The sequence below is a fragment of the Rhodococcus sovatensis genome, assembly GCF_037327425.1.
Lineage (GTDB): Bacteria > Actinomycetota > Actinomycetes > Mycobacteriales > Mycobacteriaceae > Rhodococcoides > Rhodococcoides sovatense.
Genome location: NZ_CP147846.1, coordinates 521335 through 538178, shown reverse-complemented (window position 1 = coordinate 538178; position 16844 = coordinate 521335). Strand labels below are relative to the sequence as shown.

Here is a 16844-nt window from a genome sequence, read left to right as displayed (position 1 = left end):
AGACGGGCTGATCAACCGAGTCTTCGCAACTCCGTCACGAAAACAAGTAGGGTCGGAAGTACGCAGTCGGCGAAGCGCTGACGGCGACACTGCAGAACCCCACTGACCTGCTCCATCCAACGGTCAAGAAGGTCGAGTTATCCCGTGAGCAGTACCCCTATCCACGACGAATTGCAGAACATCCTGGGCATCGAAACCCGCGGTGTGGATCGCACTGTCGAACCGTTCACCGAAACAGCACCCGAGGCTGCGCCCAGGCACCCCCGTCCTCGGCACCAACGAGCCTGACGACATGGCAACCGCACAGGAGAAGCAGGATTCGGCGTTCGCCGCGTACCGGATGGCCAAGGACCACGAGTACGCGCTCGCCGGTGAGCGGGGACAGTCCGACCCCGATATCCCGTTGGTCGTCGAGGACGAGGACGTCGAGTTTCACAGTGCGATCGAAGCGGAAGTATCGGCGCAGCGAGCTCTGAGCGCTGCGCTCAGGGCAGTCGACGACTGACGTTCACCGGACACCGGCGTCCGGCTGTCAGCTGATCTTCCAATACCTGTCGCGCAGCGACGGAGAATCCTAGCCGCCCAAATAGGAACCCAACCGATGTAGGGTTCCCTAACAAGTGCAGCTGAGCGTATTCGGAGCAGGAGTTCGTCGTGAGAAGAAGCACCGCCCTGGGGGGCATACTCGAACCGGTCCAGAGCCGCATACGTATAGCCATGGCGATGCAGATCATCGCGTCTGCAGCAACGATCGTTCCGTACGTCGCCATCGTCGAACTCGGCAAGATCCTGTTGAGCGGCGACGCCGACACTTTCGGTGTCGTACTGCCGGTGGTGTGGATCGTGGTCGCCGGCCTGGGTGCACGCGCAGCATTCGGCAGTGGCGCTCTGCTGGTCACCCACTACGCCGACGTCTCGATGCAGGCGATTCTGCGACGGAAGATCGTCACCACCCTAGGCACACTCCCGCTGGGCTGGTTCGGCAGGAACACGTCGGGGTCGGTGCGCAAGAAGGCGCAGAACGACATCGCGGACCTACACTATCTCGTCGCACATCAGGCCGTCGAAACCGTAGGCGCCGTCGCGACTCCCGTGTTCGGTATCGGCTACATCTCCTACCTCGACTGGCGCCTCGCACTACTCGCCGTGGCGACCCTACCGATCTACATCGCCGCGTATGCGTCCATGACCAAGGACATGGACGTGAAGATGACCGAGATGAACAAGGGCATCGAAGCCATCAGTTCGACGATCGTCGAGTTCGTCGCAGGCATCTCCGTCGTCAAGGCGTTTGGTCAAGCAGGCAAGGCACACAGCCGATACCGTTCGGCAGCAATTTCTTTCGGCGATGCATACGGAGGCTGGGTCGGGCCGATGCTGCGAACCGACGCCCTGTCCTCCATCTCGCTCAGCGCACCCATAGTGCTTCTGGTCAACCTGCTCGGCGGCGTGTGGTTCGTGTTCGCGGGCTGGGTCACCCCTCTCGACGTCATCGCCGCGGCCCTCATTGCCATGGCGCTCCCGGTTGCGATCATGGCCGTCAGCTTCGGCATGCAGGCCAGACGCGAGGCGAGCGCGGCGGCGGGCCGACTCGTCGAACTATTCGAAACTCCGGCGCTTCTCGAACCCAGCAACCCCAAGAGTCCGGACGGCAGCGATGTTCGCTTCGACAAGGTCAGCTTCTCGTACGACGGCACCACTGAAGTCCTGAGAGACGTCAGTTTTGCGATGCCATCCGGGTCGGTGACGGCGTTGGTCGGCGCCTCCGGGTCAGGCAAATCGACTCTTGCGACGTTGGTCCTCCGCTTCCACGACGTCACGGGTGGCGCCGTGACGATCGGAGGTGTCGACGTTCGCACCATCGCAACAGCAGAGCTGTACCGCTACGTCGGGTTCGTGCTGCAGGACGTGCAACTGCTGAACGAATCCGTTCTCGACAACATTCGGCTCGGCCGGCCCGATGCCGACCTCGCCACCGCGCGCGACGCTGCGAAAGCGGCACAGATCGACGAGCGGATACTCGCTCTGCCGCGCGGCTACGATTCAGTGATCGGCGATGACGCGCTGCTCTCCGGTGGAGAGGCACAAAGGGTTTCGATCGCCCGAGCGATCCTCGCCGACACACCGATCCTCGTACTGGACGAAGCCACCGCCTTCGCGGACCCCGAGTCCGAGGCGGAGATCCAGCGAGCTCTGTCGACACTTGCTCGTGGTCGCACCATCCTCGTCATCGCGCACCGCCTCGAGTCGATTATGGACGCCGACCGAATACTCGTCCTCGACGGAGGCGAGATCGTCGAACAGGGAACGCACGACGATCTGGTCGCCGCGGCCGGACACTATGCACGCATGTGGACCGCCCACCAGAGAGCCGTCATCACAGACGCACGAGAGGCAGCAGCACGTTGATCCGCGACCTCATTCGCATACTCGGACCACAGCACCGCGGACCGGTTCGAGCATTCCTCTTCTGGGCCATTGCGTATGGCGTGCTGCAGGGCATCGCCGTGTCCTTCCTGGTTCCCGTTACGCGAGCGCTGTTCGAGGGCGACTACCCCTCGGCACTTCGATGGCTCGCCGCCATGGCTGTCGCCGCACTGGCGTGCTCGACTGCGCATTACGTGCAGGCGATGAAAGGATTCGGCGTCGCTCTGACCGCACTGCGGACGATGCATCTACGGATCGGCGACCATCTCGTCACGCTGCCCCTCGGCTGGTTCGGGCCCGAAACCGTCGCGTCGACGTCGCAGATGGCGAGCAAGGGAACCCTGTCGGTCGGCGGGGCAGCGGCACACCTACTTACCCCGGTCATCACCGGAATCGCTTCGCCCGCAACGATAGTTGTTGCAGTGCTGTTCTTCGACTGGCGGTTAGGTATCGCACTGCTCCTTGCAGTTCCGGTAATCGCGGCGACGTCGAGATTCGCAGCAGTCATGATCTCGAAAGGCGACGACCTCGCGCATGAGGCAGCACTCGTCGCCACCAACAGAGTACTCGAGTACGCACGGTATCAGCCCGTCCTGCGCGCATTCGGACGCACGAGCGGCACCTACACCCCACTCGACGACGCCATCGAGAACCAGCAGATCGTCGGCCGTAAAGGCATGGCATACAGCGTCTTCGGCATGGTCGTGTCCGGTCTTGCCATCCAACTGTGCTTCTCGGTGCTGATTTCTCTCGGCGCATATCTCGCGGTCGGAGGAAATCTCGACGCCGTGACGCTGATCGCCCTGCTAGGTCTGATCGCTCGGTTCGTTCAGCCGATCAGCGAGGTCGGAGAGTTCGCCGGCGCACTTCGTATGGCCCGAAACGAAATCAGACGGATGAGTGCAGTTCTGGACCTGGCTCCTCTTCCCGACCCCGAGGAACCGGCAGACCTTCTCGAACCCGGCAGGATCGAGTTCGAGGACGTGCACTTCGGCTACACCGACGCACTCGTGCTCGACGGGGTGTCCTTCGACGTCCCTGCACGTTCGATGACAGCCCTCGTCGGCCCCTCGGGGTCCGGCAAGACCACTGTCACCAGGCTCATCGCGCGGTTCTGGGATATCGGCAGCGGTTCGGTGAAGGTCGGTGGAACCGATGTGCGCGAGCACACAACCGAGCAACTCATGGACCAGATCGCGATGGTCTTCCAGGACGTCTACCTGTTCGACGACACCCTCAGGGCCAACATCCTGGTCGGACGCGAGGACGCGAGCGACCGACACCTGGCCGAGGCGTCGCGCTTGGCGGGCGTCGACGAGATCGTCGCGCGGCTTCCCGCTGGTTGGGATACGCGCGTCGGTGAGGGCGGCACTGCATTGTCCGGCGGGGAGCGACAGCGAATCTCCATCGCGAGGGCGCTGATCAAGGGCTCACCGATCGTGCTTCTCGACGAGGCCACGGCCGCGCTCGACCCGGAGAACGAACAGTTCGTCCAGCAGTCGATCGGACACCTGGCCCAGACCAGTACGGTCATCGTCATAGCGCACAAGCTGTCCACTGTGACCGCGGCCGACCAGATCCTCGTCCTCGGATCCGACGGGACTATCGCGGAACGAGGAACTCATGATTCGCTTCTCGAACAGGGCGGCCGCTACCGAGACTTCTGGAACAGCCGCAAGAACGCCGGAGGATGGAAACTCGTCGGCAACCGCTGACATACTGCGGATCCGTCCTGGGTTGGATGGGTTCAGAACCGCTTTTCATCGCACGACGCCGTTCCGCAGTAACCGATTACGGCACTCACCAGGCTATCGATGAATTCTCGATCGCATGGTTGCCGGGAGAGTAGATGACGGAAATGTATCGGGGCTATCAGTAGTTCGATCGCGGCACGGGCATCGACATCGGCAGCTATCTCGGAGCGTTCGGACGCGCGGTCGATGATCACCGCGACAGACTTGAAACGCTCTTGCCAGAACGTGTTACGCGACTCGGCGATCTCGGGTGTGTCTGCGATCGAGGCGAAAACTCGGAGCAGACCCTGCCCGATAGCAGATTTCAGGTACACGTCGAGTGCGGTGGCGAACGCGACCAGGTCGTCACGAAGAGCGCCCGTGTCGGGTACCGCCAAGGTGCGCCCGCTACCGGTGAGCAGTACATCGAGAACCAAATTCTCCCGCGTTACCCACCGTCGGTAGATCGTGCTGTCACGCACTCCGGACCGACGGCTGATGTCAGGAATGCTCACCTTCTCGACACCGACTTCCAAGACGGCCTCGAGCACAGCCCTGTGGACAGCCTCCGTCACCTTTGCGGCGCGGCCACCCGGCCGACGACGTTTTCCTGCAACCACTTCCGTCTCCTTCACATCCCAAGGCTAAAGCAGAGCTTCTTGCTTTTAGTGATCGAGCGCCCTACGGTGCGTTAAAGCAGATTCATCTGCGCCAAGGGACGGGGAGCACACACGATGGCAACGTTGATCGAATGGGGACAGCGAGCTGCGGTCAGCGCGAGGGCATTGACTCGTACCACCGAACGGGGCGCACACAGCCGTGGTGTCGCGCCGTTTCTACCCCGTCTGTTCGTGGACCGTTTCACCCACCTCGGAGGTATACCCGACGCCGAATTTCGAGCTCAGTTGGCGCAATGTCGCTCCTTCGAGGACCACACGTGGGCTCCGTACTGGTCGACCTTCGCCACTGAACAACTCGAACGCGCCGACGCAGCCTTGTCACGGCTGGGCGCACCCACGAGCCCTCGACTGTTCGACGCCCGAGACGACACGATCCTGGCCGAGCTGGGTGCAGCACTGGCCCCAGCGGCACCGATCCTCGCCGATCGCGGAACGGTTGCCGACCCCCGGGCAACGGCACAATTCATCGCCGAGCATCCCGAGGCGTCCGACGCAGCGGTCGCGATCGACGGTTTGATCAAGGCGTTGGTCTACTACTTCGTTGCCGCTTGGCCAGGCTGGACGCCGCAACGCAACGACGCCTATCGCCGGTCGACTCGATTGTCGGAATCGCTGCTGCTGGCTCTCGCACCGACAATGGGATACGTCGTCGAGGTGGTCGACATCGCCCTACCCGGCACCTCCGACCGAGTACACGGCATTCTCGCGCTACCGCTGGAATCTAAGCCCATTCCGACTGTTCTGGTCACGAACGGTCTGGAGGGCACGATCGCCGAAACGCTACTACCTCTCTTGGCACAACGGGATTCAGGCCTAGGCACTTTCGTCATGGAGATGCCCGGAACGTACTCGTACGACGATCCCATGACAGCGGCGTCCGAAGAAGTGTACTCCGCGGTGGTCGACTTCCTCTCAGCCGACGAACGCATCGACGCCGACCGGATCGGCATGATGGGCTTCAGCTTCGGCGGTTACTGGTCTGCGCGCATGGCCGCATCGGATTCACGATTGAAAGTCGCGGTGTGCAATGGACCGCTCACTCATCGCAGTTTCGGCGTGCTCATCTCGATCGGGATGCCCGAGGATGGTCTCGACAATGATCCGGACACTCGGCGCAACCGGGATTGCGGACCTGGCGCGCAAGACATCGACACTGTCGTTGCGACATCGCTACCGCAACATCGAGATTCCGCTGCTGGTGATCAACGGGGCCGAAGACACGTTGGCCAGCACCCGCGACTCGATCGAACTCGCCGTCGGCGCACCGAACGCCCAACTGGTGCTGTACGCCGACGACGACCACTGCGCGATGGGCAACGCCGAACACTGGTCTGCACTGTCGACCCGCTTCCTCCGCGAACACCTACTCGGTCCGTCACACGAGCACTGACGCGAAAGACGCCAGCACCGCCGAAGCACGGACACGGTTGTGCCTCGAGGGCAACGAACACGTCGGTTTCTGATCCCGGTGAGTGCTCCGGTACAGAAAGGCACATCTTCGCCGGACCGAGAGTCAGCTCTTGGAGGCGACCAGGTCTAGTGCGATATCGGTGATCAAGTCTTCCTGCCCACCGACGAGTCCACGTTCACCGACTGCGAGCAGAATCGCTCGGGTGTCGAGTCCGTACTGTTTCGCAGCGGTCTCGGCGTGGCGGAGAAAGCTCGAGTACACCCCCGCGTACCCCAGGGTCAGTGTCTCGCGATCGACCTGAACCGGCCGGTCCTGCAACGGTCGGACGATGTCATCGGCCGCGTCCTGCAGACCGAACAGATCGCAATTGTGCTTCCACCCGTGCAAGTCCGCGACGGCAACGAACGGCTCGATCGGGCAATTGCCCGCTCCGGCACCGTGCCCGGCGAGAGATGCGTCGACTCGGGTAACGCCTTCTTCGACGGCAACAACCGAATTCGCCACCGACAACGACAGATTCTGGTGGGCGTGGATACCGATCTGAGTCTGCGTGTCGAGGACATCCCGATACGCGCGCACCCGGTCCCGGACGCCGTTCATCGTCAACCGGCCGCCCGAATCGGTGACGTACACGCACTGCGCGCCATATGATTCCATCAATTTTGCTTGCTCGGCCAGCTGTGCCGGCTCGGCCAGGTGGGACATCATCAAGAATCCGGAGACATGCAGGATCTGTTCGCGGTGACCGAGCAGACTGTGCATCTGGCGGTGCGCGACGGTCACGACGCGGTGTACGTGGAGAAGATTCACGGCCACTCCTCACTTCCTCTGCCCTCGCAGATCGGCGGCCGGTTGCCGCTGACCTGCACCGCGGTCGGGAAGGCGCTGCTGGCGCCCGAAGACCCCGCGGTGCAGGAAGAGATCCTTTCCCGACCACTGCGTCGATACACCCCGAGATCGATCACCGACCCGAAGGTCCTGGCCCGCGAACTGGACTCGATTCGCCGTACCGGCATCGCCATCGAGCGAGAGGAATCTGCGTTGGGTGGGTGCTGTCTCGCTTCGCCCGTCCTGCTTGCCGGTGAACCCATTGCGGCACTGTCGGTATCGGTGCCGACGGAACGGTTCGCACCCGAATTACTCGCCCCTGCTGTCCGCACAGCGGCACTGGCTTTGGGACGGGTGCTCGCACGCGCTTCTACCGGGCAACCTGAAGGATGACCCGCGGTCGGTTGCCCGGCTCGCGATCGGGGAGCAGGGCACAGTAATGGCACTCGAGGCTGCCTTCGAGTCGAAGTATCCCGACATCGATCTCGAATTCACATGAGGCAGTGACGTCGAACTGCTCACCAGCGCAGCAGTATTCGCACTGGGCCTCGCGATGCATCTCAGCGGAAAGCTCGACGCGACCCATCTGGAGCTGGTCGACATTCCTCCGGGGCCGCTGCTCGATAGAGAGGCCCTGATACGCAATACCTGGCTGGACCGCAGTTGATTCTTCAAAGTCACAACTTCAACGTCGCCGCATTGCCTCCGTGGTATCCGTTTCCGACTTAGTGGTGCGAGCCGTTAATTCGTCGGGGGTAGTTGCCAGGCGGTCGGGACGGCGAGGTAGAGCCCGCATGCGGTGTCGAGTGCATCTTCGGGGCTGCCGGTGAAGTCGCCGGTAGGCAGCATCGAATCTTCGTACTTGCCGTTGGACGCGAGGTGGATCGCGAAGCCCCATCTGCTGGCTGAGCCGTTGTATCGCAGCCGCATCAGGCCCAGTACCGACTCGTCAGGTAGGACACCGTCGACATAGGCGAACGCTCCACGAAACCGGACATCGACCCGCGCGAGTTGCGGCCACCTCGTACGGGCGTGGCCGCTGAGCTTGAGGCGCAACGAGCTTTTCGTCGATTCCGGTGGTGTCGGCACACATCCGATCGTGCCCGACCCTTGTGGACCACCCAACATTTCGCGGATCGTCGGCGTGCCGCGGCCCGAAACAGGTGTGACTCGAGTGTCCTCTCGAGGCATGAGTGACAAAGCCGCTCGACCCTCGGCCCGCCCCATCATCCTGTCCACCGCCGACCGTCAGGTTCTCGAACGCCGGGTGCGGTCTGGGTCGACACCGCAGAAGATGGTGCTGCGGTCTCTGATCGTGCTCCTCGCCGCCGACGAACACACCAACTCTGCCATCGCCAGCGAACTCGACATCCATATCGACACGGTCCGCAAGTGGCGCACCCGGTTCCACCGCCACGGCATCGACGCCCTCGCCGACGCGCCACGGTCGGGCCGGCCACCGATCTACAACGCCACCGACATCGCCGCCGTGAAAGCGTGGGCGTGCCAGATCCCGGCCCATCACGACATCCCGATCGCCCGGTGGTCCACCCCCGAACTCGCCGCCCAGCTTGCTCGCGACGGCATGACCGTCTCGGTCTCGACGGTGCGCCGATGGCTCGCCGAGGATGCGCTCAAACCGTGGCAGTACCGTTCCTGGATCGCTGTCCGCGACCCGAACTTCGAGGTGAAAGCATCTGTCGTTCTCGACTTGTACGCGCGCCGCTACGCCGGACAAGCATTGGGCAGCAACGACTTCGTGATCTCGGCCGATGAAAAGCCGTCGATCCAAGCCCGCGACCGATGCCACCCCACCACCGCCGCCGCCCCAGGCCGCCCGATGCGGGTCAGTCACGATTACCACCGTCGTGGCGCGCTCACCTACCTCGCCGCCTACGACGTCCACGCTGCGCAGGTCTTCGGACGCTGCGAGGCCAGTACCGGCATCACCGAGTTCACCGCACTCGTCGATCAGGTCATGACGCGCGAACCGTACGCCTCCGCCGACCGGGTTTTCTGGGTCGTCGACAACGGATCCTCGCACCGCGGACAAGCATCGATCGACCGCCTCACCGACCGGTACCCGAACGCGGTCATGGTGCACACCCCAGTACATGCATCGTGGCTCAACCAAGTCGAGATCTACTTCTCCATTGTCCAACGGAAAGTACTCACACCCAACGACTTCCCCGATCTCGCTGCCGTCGAGAACAGGTTGCACGCATTCGCCGAACGGTACAACCGCACCGCGGAACCGTTCGCATGGAGATACACCCGCCGCGAACTGAACCGACAACTCGAACAAATCGACGAATCAGCCGCTGCGGCGTGACCCCCGACGAACTAACGGCTCAGACCACTTAGTGGTGCGAGCCGTTAATTCGTCGGGGGTAGTTGCCAGGCGGTCGGGTCGGCGAGGTAGAGCCCGCATGCGGTGTCGAGTGCATCTTCGGGGCTGCCGGTGAAGTCGCCGGTAGGCAGCATCGAATCTTCGTACTTGCCGTTGGACGCGAGGTGGATCGCGAAGCCCCATCTGCTGGCTGAGCCGTTGTATCGCAGCCGCATCAGGCCCAGTACCGACTCGTCAGGTAGGACACCGTCGACATAGGCGAACGCTCCACGAAACCGGACATCGACCCGCGCGAGTTGCGGCCACCTCGTACGGGCGTGGCCGCTGAGCTTGAGGCGCAACGAGCTTTTCGTCGATTCCGGTGGTGTCGGCACACATCCGATCGTGCCCGACCCTTGTGGACCACCCAACATTTCGCGGATCGTCGGCGTGCCGCGGCCCGAAACAGGTGTGACTCGAGTGTCCTCTCGAGGCATGAGTGACAAAGCCGCTCGACCCTCGGCCCGCCCCATCATCCTGTCCACCGCCGACCGTCAGGTTCTCGAACGCCGGGTGCGGTCTGGGTCGACACCGCAGAAGATGGTGCTGCGGTCTCTGATCGTGCTCCTCGCCGCCGACGAACACACCAACTCTGCCATCGCCAGCGAACTCGACATCCATATCGACACGGTCCGCAAGTGGCGCACCCGGTTCCACCGCCACGGCATCGACGCCCTCGCCGACGCGCCACGGTCGGGCCGGCCACCGATCTACAACGCCACCGACATCGCCGCCGTGAAAGCGTGGGCGTGCCAGATCCCGGCCCATCACGACATCCCGATCGCCCGGTGGTCCACCCCCGAACTCGCCGCCCAGCTTGCTCGCGACGGCATGACCGTCTCGGTCTCGACGGTGCGCCGATGGCTCGCCGAGGATGCGCTCAAACCGTGGCAGTACCGTTCCTGGATCGCTGTCCGCGACCCGAACTTCGAGGTGAAAGCATCTGTCGTTCTCGACTTGTACGCGCGCCGCTACGCCGGACAAGCATTGGGCAGCAACGACTTCGTGATCTCGGCCGATGAAAAGCCGTCGATCCAAGCCCGCGACCGATGCCACCCCACCACCGCCGCCGCCCCAGGCCGCCCGATGCGGGTCAGTCACGATTACCACCGTCGTGGCGCGCTCACCTACCTCGCCGCCTACGACGTCCACGCTGCGCAGGTCTTCGGACGCTGCGAGGCCAGTACCGGCATCACCGAGTTCACCGCACTCGTCGATCAGGTCATGACGCGCGAACCGTACGCCTCCGCCGACCGGGTTTTCTGGGTCGTCGACAACGGATCCTCGCACCGCGGACAAGCATCGATCGACCGCCTCACCGACCGGTACCCGAACGCGGTCATGGTGCACACCCCAGTACATGCATCGTGGCTCAACCAAGTCGAGATCTACTTCTCCATTGTCCAACGGAAAGTACTCACACCCAACGACTTCCCCGATCTCGCTGCCGTCGAGAACAGGTTGCACGCATTCGCCGAACGGTACAACCGCACCGCGGAACCGTTCGCATGGAGATACACCCGCCGCGAACTGAACCGACAACTCGAACAAATCGACGAATCAGCCGCTGCGGCGTGACCCCCGACGAACTAACGGCTCAGACCACTTAGCCAGGGAGATAGACAACGCGCAGCCTCTCCATCGCCCCCTCAGACCACTTGCTTTATTTGCACTAGATATGCAATATTTGCGAAAGTGCCGGGGTTCTCCGCGCTCACTCTCGAGGAGGTTCGATGATCACAGTAACCAGCGCCGCAGGCGGAGTAGGCCGTCTGCTCGTTCGACAACTGGCTGCACGGGATGTGCCCGTCCGTGCTGTCGTGAAGAACGATCGTCAAGCCGCGACGACCCGTCAGGATGGGGCGACCGAGGTCGTCGTAGGCGATCTACGGTCGCCTGGGACGCTCGATACCGCACTGACAGGTGCCGACGTTCTCTATCACGCAGCTCCGACACAGATCATCGACGAAAGACCCATCATCGAACATCTGATCGCATCCGGTCCCGCAAACGGTCTGCAGCACATCGTGTTTCACTCCGTCATCCATCCGCACCTGCATCAGCTCACCCATCATCACCAGAAGGACATCGCCGAAGGCCTGTTACGCGACAGCGGAATCCCCACGACGGTGCTCAGGCCGTCTCACTACATGCAGAACTACCTGGAGGTGTGGGAATTTCTGCAGGCGGGGGTCATGCCGTATCCGGTGTCACCGGACAGCGTCATGGGTGTCGTCGATCTCGCCGACGTCGCTGAGGCTGCGGCGAAGATCTTGATCGACCCATCGCCGCACACCGGTCGCACCTACGACCTTTCGACGGTGGAACTCACACGGCACGAGATGGCACAGATCTGGTCACGCGTGTTGGGCCATCCGGTGACCGCCATCCGCATCCCACCATCGTCCCTCACCAACTCACTCGACGTGCTCCCTGCACTCGCCTCGGTCGTCGGGCATGCCGTGCGATCGACGAAGCTGCGCGCGGCCGGGCATCTCGTTCGCGGTGCGCAGGCTGCCTCGAACCCTCGTGACATGAAGAACTGGCCGGCGGACGCTCGTCAGGCATACCGCACGATGATGACCCACTACGACGGACACGGCCTACCGGCGGGAGACCTGACTACTCTTCCTGCTCTACTCGGACATGCACCCACCACATACGAGGATTTCGCACGCCGCTCCAGCGCAGAGTTCGGGCGCAAGTCGATCGACTCGGGCCGATGAACCGCCGAACTTCTCGGTACCGGCCCGGTCGCTCGCTGGTCACGGGTGCGAGTTCAGGCATCGGTGCCGAGTTCGCGAGAGCGCTGGCCGCCCGAGGATCCGATCTCGTACTCGTCGCACGACGCGAAGAACGCCTCACGACACTGGCAGACGAACTCGAATCGACCTACGGTGTGCGCTGCAGAACAGTGCCCTTGGACCTGTCCGAGGCAGCAAGCGGCCGCCGGCTACGCGACATCGTCCCCGAACACATCGACCTCGTCGTCAACAACGCCGGATTCGCCGTACAAGAACCGTTTTCCGACGGTGACGCCGACGACTTCGAGCGGCTCGTCGCCGTCGACATCCGTGCTGTCGTGGACATCTGCTCGGCATTTCTCCCCGACATGATCGGCCGCAGGAACGGCATCATCGTCAACGTCGCCAGCACGACCGCGTTCCAACCAGTCCCGACACTCGCGGTGTACGCAGCCGCCAAAGCATTCGTCCTGAGCTTCAGCCAATCGCTGTGGTACGAATCCGCACCGCACGGGGTCAGAGTGTTCGCACTGAACCCCGGCCCCACACACACCGAATTCTTCGACGTCATCGGCGACTCTGCCACAGCCACCGGCACCTACCAGACGCCGACCGACGTTGTCGCCACCGCGATGCGCGCACTCGATGCCAGAAGAACTCGGCCACACGTGATCTCGGGGCGCCGCAACACAGCCCAAGCGGCACTGGCGGGTGTCGTCCCCGCACGAGTCCTACTGCCTGCCCTCGCACGCATGCTCCACTGAACTCCGGCGGACCGACCAAGTATCCGCTTCTCCAGAGAATGTACTGTCACGACCATGGCCAGGGTCTCCCGATTCACGCTCACCGATCGCCGAGAGGCAGTGGCCCGAGCATTCGGGGGCTCCGAAAGCCCGACAGCCGTCGCGACGTCCTTGGGCATTCACCCCACCACGCTGTACCGCTGGGCGGGCTCGTCGACCGCAGACGAGCCCGGGCCCACGCCGACACGACTCGTCGAGGCCACACAGGAACTACTTTGGCACGCCGATTACACGGATATCACGATCGAAAGTGTGGCCGCCCGATGTGGTCTCGCACCCAGAACCGCATTCCACCACTTTCCTGGCAAACGAGAACTGTTCCAGGCCGCAGTCGACGACGCCGCCACCGTCCTGATCGAGCGCATCCACCAGAAGTCAGTAGTCGCCACCTGGCCGGACACCCCCCTCGAGCAACTACAGACCTTCCTCCACATCGCCGCCGAGAGCATCTACGACACCCCCCGAACCCACGTGCTGTTCCGCAACCTCGGGGTCCCGAAGTCCGAAGGCACGGCTGAACATTGGCACGACAACTTCGTGGACGCAATCACCGAATTGCTCCGCTCCGCTGCGGAGGCCGGACAGATAGACAACACCACAGACATGGCCGCGGCAGCCCGGCTACTCACCGGAGCCATGCGCGGCATCCACACTGCAGTATTCGACGGAACCGATCCCGACACCGCGCTCGAACTCGTCGACAGAGTGCACCTATTGATCCCGTCCCCGAATACCTCGAAATCATTGGCTTCGTAAATACACTACGGGCCAATGATTCTGCGGCACCGATGAATCGGATAGGCTGCGGCTTACGATCTCAACGGTGCCACAACGTGGTTCGGGTCGGTTGAGCGATGATCATCATCATCCTGTGCATTCTTTCGACCCTAGACGACGGATGAGCATCGGCTACCGTACCGACTCAGAACGACGCTGACTTCTTTCCGATACTTACCAGGTAGCTCTCGCACGCGGTCCATCTGCTCCAGTCGGCGCGTCATTCCTATCTCAAACGCTGCTCGCGCAGTTCCTCGCGGCGTTCACGCTCGGCGTCCTATTCTTCCTGCACCTTCATGTGAACATCCGCAGCCAGTTCGAGCTCCCGCAGCCGAAGCCAGTGATAGCGATCGGTAACGCGGAGCTCGATCATCTGGCAATCGCCACAGATCCTGCATGAACTGCGCATCGCGCAGTTTCTCAAACTAGAGTCTCCGGACTTGCTGGAGCTACTCACTAGAAGGCCGAGCAGACTCTGTGAACCTCGATCTCATGGAATCCCTTCGAGAGCAGATCGATAGCCCATCGTGTGGATAAGTACCTACAGTTCGCCCTCAGCACCTGGACAGACCGGCGGACAGGGTGATGACACCCGGAAGATAGGACAGGCTATCTTTATTTTATCGGCCAATCGACGCACCAGGACACACATGACGCCCCACACCACCTTCCGGACACTTGCAGTACTGACCGCGGCCGCCGCGGTGTCGCTCGCTATGGCGGGCTGCGGTTCATCGCAGCCAACCGACGGCGCGTCCGCAACCCCAGCACCCACCGCCGGCGCGTTCCCTGTGAATGTTCAGCACATGTACGGCGATACCACCCTCGACGAGATGCCCGAACGGGTTGCGACCTGGGGCGCCAGCGTGACGGACGCGGTCTTGGCACTCGGCGTCATTCCAGTGGCGATGCCGTCGAGTACCTACGGCGGCGGAGAAGACTTGATGTACCCATGGATCGCGGACGCGATCGATGAATTGGGCGGCAAGCCACCAGCCCTCATGGACGACGTGTTGGGCCCGTTGCCCGTGGAAAAACTGCTCGCGACCGACCCGGATGTCTTGCTTGCCCCGCACTCCGGCCTCACCGAGGCCGAGTACGACGCGGTCACCGCGGCTGGCATCCCGGTCATCGCGCCACCCGACGAACTGTGGTCCACGCCGTGGCGCGACGTTATCGCCATCACCGGTGACGTCCTCGGTCGCGCAGACGAGGCGCAGACCTTGGTCGATAAACTCGACCGGCAGGTCGCGGACGTAGGTCAGAAGCACCCGCAGTTCGAAGACAAAACCATCGCGTACGTATCCGAGGCCCAAGACGTCTACTACCTCTTGTTGCCCTCCGATCCCCGTGTCGAACTACTCGAGAACCTCGGATTCACTTCGGATCCATCGGTGACCGAACTGGCCGCCGGTGGTTCGACGTTTTCGACGACCGTTTCGTCTGAGAACATCTCAGGCATCGAAGCCGACGTCGTCTTCACCCAGGTCGATACCGACCAAGCGTTACAAGAGTTCCTCGACTCTCCGGTGTCCCGGCAAATCCCCGCCGTCGCCGGCGGTGCCGTGGCCGGCTTCGTCGGCCAGGAAGCTGGCGCGGCCATAGGACCGACCGCATTGTCGATTCCGTTCTTCCTACCTACCCTGGTCGACGGACTCAATCAGGCCGTTCAGACCTCGGGTCGCTGAATACTCGAACACCGACCCGGTCATGACGGGGAACATATTGGGCTGCAGGTGCTCTGCGAACTGTGTCGTGGAAGGATCGCGGTCGGCGAACAGTGCCCAATGACAGCGGTACCGGGCTAAGTTGCTACGACAAGGCGATCTCACACAACCAGTATTCGTCGGCCAGGTGTCCACGTCGTAGACTCGCCGCAGTTCGGTCACCAGTTCGGTCACCAGGGCGGGCAGTCGTCGGGAAGCGCGAGCCGAGACACGTGCGCCGCCCGGTGCAGTAAGTTAGCCTGCCCTCATGGCTCTTCTTCGTGCTGCTGTCCTCGCAACCGCGACCGCCGCTGCATTGACGGCCGGGTGCTCGGCCGCCGAACCTCCTGCGGACCAGGTTCCCGCCGTATCCGGAGCTTTCCCGGTCGCTGTGTCCGGGGCGTTGGGCGACGGCGAGGTTGCCGCGAAGCCGGAACGAATTGTTGCATTGACCTGGACCGATGCGGATATCGTCGAAACGTTGGGCGTGACACCAATTTCTGTACAGAAATCGACGGCACCGTCGGGCTATCAACCGTGGTACGAGGACGCGATCAATGGTGACCTTCCACCCCTACTGCAGTCGACCGACGGCGCAGTGCCCGTCGAGCAGATAGCCGCCCTACGGCCAGACCTCATCGTTGCCACGAAAGCCTTCAATCTCGACCGCACTTACGACCAACTCTCCCAACTCGCGCCCGTCGTCCACTTCGCCGACACACCGTCGACCGAGACGTGGCAAAGTGCGACCACCGCAGTGGCATCGGCTATGGGTGTGCCGGAAAAAGGCGCGCAGGTCATCGCGGACACCGAGACACGCATCGACGATGCCGCGCGGCGACACAGCGACCTCGACGGCAAGACCTTAACTTTCTTCGTCGGCCCCAGCGAATCCTCGGTGTACGTCGTCAACTCTTCCGAAGACGCCGGAGCCAGCTTCTTGGGGCAGCTGGGTATGACACCGACCGACTTCGCGATAAACCAACCCGTGAGCACGATTCCCGGTCGAGCGGAGATCAGCTACGAACTGCTTTCCGAAACCGACGCCGACGTGATCGTTGCTACGGGACTACCGGGCTCGATCGAAGCGCTGGCAGAGCGCCCCGCAGTGGCCGAGCTACCCGCACTCAGGCGAGGCGCGTTCGTTTCACTCACCCCCACGCAAGCACAGTCGATGGCTTTTCCGTCGCCCCTGAGCCTCGATTGGGCACTGACCGAGATCGTCCCCCAGCTGAACGCAGCGGCGCAGAAGTAGCCAGAAGGCGCACTTGCGAGGTTGTCGAGTCCGTACACGTCGACGCTCGTCGCAGATGCACCCCCAGAGGGCAGTTCTGACACCCTCGTAC

General features: G+C 62.8%; 16 protein-coding genes and 1 pseudogene. 13 read left to right on the top strand and 4 right to left on the bottom strand.

Annotation, left to right across the window (positions count from 1 at the left end):
- Positions 1 to 144: 144 nt before the first annotated feature.
- The 4 genes from WDS16_RS02540 (at position 145) to WDS16_RS02525 (ending at position 4142) form a co-directional block, all read left to right on the top strand.
- Positions 145 to 288 (top strand): hypothetical protein, encoded by a 144-nt coding sequence (locus WDS16_RS02540; RefSeq protein WP_338890250.1) that lies wholly within the window; start codon positions 145 to 147, stop codon positions 286 to 288.
- Positions 289 to 292: 4 nt separating this feature from the next.
- Positions 293 to 505 carry a hypothetical protein gene (locus WDS16_RS02535; RefSeq protein WP_338890249.1) on the top strand — a complete coding sequence of 71 codons (213 nt, stop codon included), beginning with the start codon at positions 293 to 295 and terminating at the stop codon, positions 503 to 505.
- A gap of 149 nt (positions 506 to 654) precedes the next feature.
- Entirely contained in the window at positions 655 to 2409 is a 1755-nt protein-coding gene (locus WDS16_RS02530; RefSeq protein ID WP_338890247.1) for an ABC transporter ATP-binding protein, read from the top strand.
- Complete coding sequence (locus tag WDS16_RS02525; protein WP_338890245.1) at positions 2406 to 4142, top strand: ABC transporter ATP-binding protein; 1737 nt, start codon at positions 2406 to 2408, stop codon at positions 4140 to 4142. The genes WDS16_RS02530 and WDS16_RS02525 overlap by 4 nt, the downstream gene beginning before the upstream one ends.
- 32 nt (positions 4143 to 4174) lie before the next feature.
- Here the strand turns inward: WDS16_RS02525 and WDS16_RS02520 are convergent, their stop codons facing one another.
- Positions 4175 to 4795, bottom strand: coding sequence for a TetR-like C-terminal domain-containing protein (locus tag WDS16_RS02520; RefSeq protein ID WP_338890243.1), 621 nt, complete (start codon positions 4793 to 4795; stop codon positions 4175 to 4177).
- A 99-nt stretch (positions 4796 to 4894) separates the two neighbouring features.
- On the opposite strand from WDS16_RS02520, the gene WDS16_RS02515 reads away from it, so the two are divergent.
- Complete coding sequence (locus WDS16_RS02515) at positions 4895 to 6394, top strand: alpha/beta hydrolase family protein (RefSeq protein WP_338890241.1); 1500 nt, start codon at positions 4895 to 4897, stop codon at positions 6392 to 6394.
- Here the strand turns inward: WDS16_RS02515 and dmpG are convergent.
- A pseudogene (gene dmpG / locus WDS16_RS02510) lies at positions 6354 to 7061 on the bottom strand (4-hydroxy-2-oxovalerate aldolase); the annotation flags it as partial. The gene WDS16_RS02515 and the pseudogene dmpG sit on opposite strands and share 41 nt — an antisense overlap.
- Between dmpG and WDS16_RS02505 the strand changes: the two are divergent.
- Positions 6975 to 7472, top strand: a complete 498-nt coding sequence (locus WDS16_RS02505) for an IclR family transcriptional regulator (protein ID WP_422395746.1) — start codon at positions 6975 to 6977, stop codon at positions 7470 to 7472. The pseudogene dmpG and the gene WDS16_RS02505 overlap by 87 nt on opposite strands.
- 348 nt (positions 7473 to 7820) lie before the next feature.
- On the opposite strand, the gene WDS16_RS02500 is transcribed toward WDS16_RS02505, so the two are convergent.
- Positions 7821 to 8168, bottom strand: coding sequence for a hypothetical protein (locus WDS16_RS02500; RefSeq protein ID WP_338890237.1), 348 nt, complete (start codon positions 8166 to 8168; stop codon positions 7821 to 7823).
- A gap of 100 nt (positions 8169 to 8268) precedes the next feature.
- Between WDS16_RS02500 and WDS16_RS02495 the strand changes: the two genes are divergently transcribed.
- The gene (locus WDS16_RS02495) at positions 8269 to 9411 is read left to right on the top strand and encodes an IS630 family transposase (protein WP_338890234.1); all 1143 of its coding nucleotides are present in this window, start codon (positions 8269 to 8271) and stop codon (positions 9409 to 9411) included.
- Between the two features lie 44 nt (positions 9412 to 9455).
- Here the strand turns inward: WDS16_RS02495 and WDS16_RS02490 are convergent, their stop codons facing one another.
- Positions 9456 to 9803, bottom strand: coding sequence for a hypothetical protein (locus tag WDS16_RS02490; protein WP_338890235.1), 348 nt, complete (start codon positions 9801 to 9803; stop codon positions 9456 to 9458).
- A 100-nt stretch (positions 9804 to 9903) separates the two neighbouring features.
- Here WDS16_RS02490 and WDS16_RS02485 point away from each other — a divergent pair, with 100 nt between their 5' ends.
- From WDS16_RS02485 to WDS16_RS02460, 6 genes are all read left to right on the top strand, one after another.
- Entirely contained in the window at positions 9904 to 11046 is a 1143-nt protein-coding gene (locus WDS16_RS02485) for an IS630 family transposase (protein ID WP_338890234.1), read from the top strand.
- 155 nt (positions 11047 to 11201) lie between these two features.
- Complete coding sequence (locus WDS16_RS02480) at positions 11202 to 12194, top strand: SDR family oxidoreductase (RefSeq protein ID WP_338890232.1); 993 nt, start codon at positions 11202 to 11204, stop codon at positions 12192 to 12194.
- Positions 12191 to 12976, top strand: coding sequence for an SDR family oxidoreductase (locus WDS16_RS02475; protein ID WP_338890231.1), 786 nt, complete (start codon positions 12191 to 12193; stop codon positions 12974 to 12976). The genes WDS16_RS02480 and WDS16_RS02475 overlap by 4 nt, the downstream gene beginning before the upstream one ends.
- Before the next feature lie 54 nt (positions 12977 to 13030).
- A complete protein-coding gene (locus WDS16_RS02470; RefSeq protein WP_338890229.1) occupies positions 13031 to 13771 on the top strand; it encodes a TetR family transcriptional regulator in 741 nt (246 codons plus the stop codon).
- 671 nt (positions 13772 to 14442) lie between these two features.
- Entirely contained in the window at positions 14443 to 15480 is a 1038-nt protein-coding gene (locus WDS16_RS02465) for an ABC transporter substrate-binding protein (protein ID WP_338890227.1), read from the top strand.
- A 286-nt stretch (positions 15481 to 15766) separates the two neighbouring features.
- Entirely contained in the window at positions 15767 to 16753 is a 987-nt protein-coding gene (locus WDS16_RS02460; protein ID WP_338890225.1) for an ABC transporter substrate-binding protein, read from the top strand.
- Positions 16754 to 16844: the final 91 nt, after the last annotated feature.